Consider the following 5,777-nt stretch of genomic DNA (forward strand, 5'->3'; position numbering starts at 1 on the left):
GTTCGACTGTATACAGATTTTTCGCCTTATCTGCCAACTCAACAAGAACCGTATATTCCCCATCCATACTGCCATCAAGTGGTAAGGGTTGGTCCAATGTGAGGAAGAGTTGGTTTTCAGTATCGTTAGTGAGTTGGGCAGGCACAAGACCTGCCCCTACAGCATCTCGAAGCGTGACTTTCTGATCCGACAATTCGAGGTCTGCGGGACCGATATCCGCGATAGTGAAACTGAATTGTGTTAAACTCTGGCTGATATAGGAAACGGGCTGACTCAAATCCATTGGAGCAGCCGTTATTATCTCTGGCTCCTGTGTGTCATAAATAAACTCACGATACACCGTGCTTCCCTGCCGTCCAGCTTTATCAACGGGGACAACGTACACGTTGTATCTTCCATCCGTAGTTCCATCCGATGTAAGCGTTATCGGTTCCCAAACGATGAGGTCTTCTCCATCGGAACCTGTTGCACCTGGAACGATTGTGGTTCCATCAGGCTCAGTCACCGTGATGTATGATCCTTCACTCCCAAAGGATAACCCTGTTTCTGTTGGGTCAAGGAGGAAGGCTCCAATCACCATATTGTCTGCGTTAACATAAACAACATCACTGTCTGCTCCTGTTTCTATTCCCCCAATAACAACAGAACCGACACGCGGCAGCGGAATATCCAAGACAAACGTGTAATTAAGGGCACCGGCTGCGGCATTGCCCGCTACATCTTGCGGTGCGACAGATAAAGTATACCTACCAACGTGTTCCAGATCTAAGAAACTCAGGGTAACCTGAGATACACCATCATCTTCCAATGTAAGCGGAATTGAGGGGGTCGTAGATTCACCGTCTGCATTGGTTGACTCAGGTCCCATCAATGTAATCTGCGTATTGGCAAAATTAATGTAAGTCGCTTCTTCAAATTGGATAGTGATACTATTTATGGATTCCACAATCTCGGCAATTCGATTCGGGACAAGCTCGATCGGTGGATCCATATTGACTACGACTGAAGTTAGCTGCGGTGCTTTGGAATCATAAACAACGGTGTATTCCGAATCCGAACGATTCCCTGCTTTGTCAACGAGCGATACTTTTACTGTGTATTCACCATCCACACTTCCGTCTCGAGGGAATGAGACAGGAAGTGCCAAAAAGATTTGACTCGTTAGCTCATCATACGTCACAGCGACCGGAATATTAACCCCATCTGCATTCACGACTTCAATGGTTTGTTCCTCCAAATACAACTCCGCTGGACCTACATCTTCAACAGTAAACGCGAACTGAAACTGTCTTAGCGCACTACCGATATAAGTAACAGGTTGTTGGTTGAACAATAAGGGTGTTGGTGCAGTGATGTGCGGTGCCTCAGTATCAATCAGAAAAGCGTAGCGCACGGCACCTTGTGCAGCATTACCCGCAACATCTTGAGGTGTCACCGACAGTGTATATGAACCGTCTTTCATCAATTCAACAAAACGAATAGTGAGTTGTGTGAAACTATCAACAGAGATATTGATTGGAACCGCCTCTTCCGAATCAGGCGCATCCCCTGGACCAATTAACGCAACCACGGTATTCGTAAAGTCAATCCGCGTCGCATCCTCAAATTGAAGGGTAATACTGCTTACAGTCTCGGAAATCATCTTGATCAGCTGCGGTTCAAGCACTATTGGAGATTCAGTATTCAACATCACAGAAGAAAGCTGCGGCACTTTGGAATCATAAACGACGGTATGTTCGGAATCCGTGCGATTCCCGGCTTTGTCAACGAGCGATATTTTTACTGTATATTCTCCATCCGAACTCCCATCTTCGGCGAATGGCGACACAATCGTCAGAAACAGCTGACTCGTTAATTCACTATACGTAAGCGCAGTAGGAACAGTATTGCCAGACTCGAAAAATAGATCCGCGGGACCTACATCTTCAATCGTAAACATAAACTGCCTAAAATCTCCGCCGATATAAGAGACAGGTTCACTCAATGTTAGCGGAGACGACGCAGTTATCCGAGGACTCTCAGTATCGAGAAGAAAGGCATAGCGCACAGCACCTCGTGCGGTGTTCCCCGCGCGGTCTAAGACTGTTATCGCCAACGTATAGGAACCGTCTGCTATCAATTCAACAAAACGGACAGCGAGTTGCGTGGGACTATAGACAGATATATTGTTTGGAATCGCCGACCCTTCCGGACCCGTTAACTCGACCACGGTATTCGTAAAGTCAACATCATTACCGGGGTCCTGGGAACCTTGCTCAGCGTCTCCGAGTGTGTCCTCGAAAGTTACGATGATTTGCGAAAAACCTTCGGTAAGAGTTGTTATAGTATCCGCCGAAAGTTCTGGCTGGGAGTCGATCGCTACGTGTACGCTTTCAATGTCTGGAATTTGCGTATCTAAAATGAACGAGAACTGCCGTGTCCAGCTTTTTCCAGTAAAATCGACAAACGTCGCAGTTATCGTGTATTCACCATCATCACTGCCATCCGGTGCGACGGGTGCTTCAGTCGTCCAGGTTAGGAGGTGAGTTGCTTCGTCATATTCAAGTTCTGCCTGTAACACCAGAGCCCCTTCGGGATTGCTGACAGTCACTGTCGACGCATCAAAATCTATACCCGCACCCACATAATCAACGAGTTCCACAACAACCGTTGGCAAACTATTAACCGTTGTGGTTTCAGGCATCGTTAATCGGATTTCGGGTTCATGCTTCTGGCTGACGAGGTAGAATTCCCGCACGGCAGCCCCACCTATATTGCCCGCGCGGTCGGTGGGAGTGACTTTAATTGTGTAGGTACCATCATCTGAACCGTCCAAAGCAATCGGTTTCAAAAGGGTCAGCGTAACTGTATCCATGCCGTTACTCGTGATATTCACAGGTACCGCTCTTGCTGCAGACGGCTCGTCTTGGAGAACATCTGTCGCTCTCCCTTTCCAGAGTTGAAAGTCGTTGCTCTGAACGAAATTGATGCCGCTGGTTTTCTCATTGAGTTTGACTTCAACCTGTGATAATTCTGAGACCGTCTCGTTGGAGGCTGGCGTTGTAGAAACAAGTGTTGGTGGCTGCGTATCGTAGACAATCTGGTAATCGTAAATCTTGGTATTGCCAGCGGTATCTGTTGCTTGAAGGTTGAGTAGATAGTGTCCATCTTGGGTGCCATCCCGACTGATGATCGGCTGATTTAGGATGTAAGTTAATGTTCCATTATCGGTATCTGTGACGACTTGTCCTTCAAGGACATTCACACCCTCCACAGATTCTTTCGGAGTCCCAAACACAATCTGCGTTGATTGCCGCCTGCCGGCAAGGTCCACGTCCGTTTCCGTACCACCAAAGTCAACGACAAATCCGGTGATGGGGGAATTGTAATAATTGGTATTGGGAAAGGGAGTAAATTCTTCGGTGCTGCCCATAGGGCTTACCGATACGGGTTCCGGTGCCCGGTTATCGTAGCGAAACGATATCTCAACCGGCAAAGCTTCGTTCCCCGCCTTATCAACGGCGGTGACCGCAATGGTATATTCACCATCGTCGGAAGCGTCTCTGCCTAATAAGGGGGTGAAGAGTTCCCATCGGATCTTGTTATTTTCAGGATCCTCTACTTTTTCTCCCGGTATCCTCGTAGGCCCATCAGTTCCGATGCGATTAAGATAGATGGTAGATGCAAAGAGATCGATACCGTCTTCGAGGTTATCTGTGAGTGTGGCTTCAACATAAGTGAGGCGTTGGCTCACACCAGCCCCGGGAATAAGTCCGCCTCTGTTGGTAGAAGTTCTTCTCAAACGGGGATTGACGTTATCAAAGGTAAATTCCCTCAGGCTTTGGACGACATTACCGGCTTTATCTATTAAGATGAGAATAAGGGTATACGTTCCATTTTCAGAAGGATCGTCTAAGGGATCTACTAAAGTAAAGGTGAGGGCGGTTCCCTCGTAATTAAGGGTCCCCTGCACTACAGCCTGCTGTGCATTTCTCAGAAAAATAGTGTTTCGCCTGTTGGCGAGATCAAGCTCGCTCGCGTTATCTGCCCCACCGTCATCTGCCCCTGTTACTACAATTGATTCGAGTCGATCCTCGCTGATAAAACTACCATCGGTAATCGGCGTACCTGCAACGTTGTTTGCAAAAACCCCGGAAACACGCGGTGCCCTCGAATCTAAAGTCGCTGTTGCAGTTAAAGCCCCTTCTTGGTCATCATCAACAGTAACACGGATCGTATAGGGTCCGTCTGGAAGTTTTGCGCCGTCAATAGTTCCGTCCCAGAACACGTTCACCGTCTCATCTGCCGACACAGTTCCTCGATCGATGACACCCAACGTCTCTTCCGTTCTATTTTCACCCACAACCCTGATCCTCTGCACGTCAACGACATACGGGTACTCGTCGTCACTATCATCAACCGTAAAAATAATACGCAACCTATCTACGCCGCCTCTGAAAACATTATCCCCGCCTGAATCAACCGTCAGACTGATGAGATCCGCCCAAAGGGTCGTAGGCATCGTTAAGATGACCAGAGAAATAAAACTCAGAAAAAAGAGAAAATTCGCTTTTTTAATTGATTGCTTCTGGGCTGCCTTCCACTTCGTTTCAGGCAGGTTTTCGGTCAATTCGGTACTGGGATTGGGGATCGGTTGGCTCTTGCAAGCTGCGCCGTACATATCTTTATTTTTTGACACTCGCTTCTCCCTGCTTGTCGCGAGTCCGAAGATAACTAAATTTCGGCGATTCGCGTGAAGGCACAAATTTTCCAGACAGGTTCCGTGCCCTACTTTTACAGTCGTCAGTTGCCAGTTATTCATTAAAGAGAACTCTGTTTCAACAAGATCATCCCTTAACTGACCACTGTTAACTGATAACTATTTTGTATCTATTGACTGCTTCCGATTATTTGATTTCACGTTCTTGGGGAACAGATGTGTAAGAATCCCCTTTACTTTGATTAGACGCAAAAATTTCAATTAGGTTGATAAAATAATAGAACACCAGAGGAACATAACACTGCTACAATGCGCGGTTAATTGTAAACTGCGCATTGTAACTTGATAGAAATAAGTCCTAACCAATGTCTCCATTGGCAACCATCGTCAGCAACGCAGAATCGTCCACTGTCAGTGGTAAATCAATCTTCGCACGCTGTCGGCTCGACTGATACGTTGCAAAAATGAGTTCAGTTGCCTGAAGTGCCTTCCGACCGCTGAGTTCCGGCTCACGTCCCGTCTTTACACCGTGAATAAGGTCAAGCACAGAGAGTGTTGTCGCATCGCGCTCAGCAACCAAACCGGTTAAATCAGGCTCTTCCCATCCGTCTCCGTCCTCGCGGAGCATCCGCAACGGTGTCCCACGTCCCCCAACATCAATGATGCCTTTCGTGCCGATGAGCCGATTGCCGAAACCTCCTAAAGCCGTCCCGCCCGTCGCGAGAAGACCCTCAACGCCGTTCTTCCAGCGAATCCACGAGACGCCACTCGTTTCAACCTGAACACCGAAGACAGTCTTTTCTTCCGCTACATCTATTTGACCGATAACCCAGTCAACAGGTTCGTCATTATTGTAGAAAAAGAACATATCGAACCAGTGGGTTCCCCAATCAAGTAGATTCGGGCAGGCACCTTCAAGTCGACGCAACTCACCGATCGCACCTTCATTTGCAAGGCGTTTCGCTTTGACGAACTGCGCCCCGAAACGGCGTTGATGACAGAACGTTATCACAACGTCGTTATCAACACACGCTTGATAAAGTGCCTTGGCATCGCCCCAGGTGGGTGCCATCGGTTT

Annotated in this window: 2 protein-coding genes; both read right to left on the reverse strand. The window is 47.8% G+C overall.

The window, feature by feature from the left end:
• A partial coding sequence (locus J4G07_20315) for an Ig-like domain repeat protein (GenBank protein MCE2416334.1) occupies positions 1–4,678 on the reverse strand: 4,678 nt, incomplete at its 3' end.
• A 379-nt stretch (positions 4,679–5,057) separates the two neighbouring features.
• A partial coding sequence (locus J4G07_20320; GenBank protein MCE2416335.1) for a Gfo/Idh/MocA family oxidoreductase occupies positions 5,058–5,777 on the reverse strand: 720 nt, incomplete at its 5' end.

The sequence above is a fragment of the Candidatus Poribacteria bacterium genome (assembly GCA_021295715.1).
Lineage (GTDB): Bacteria > Poribacteria > WGA-4E > WGA-4E > WGA-3G > WGA-3G.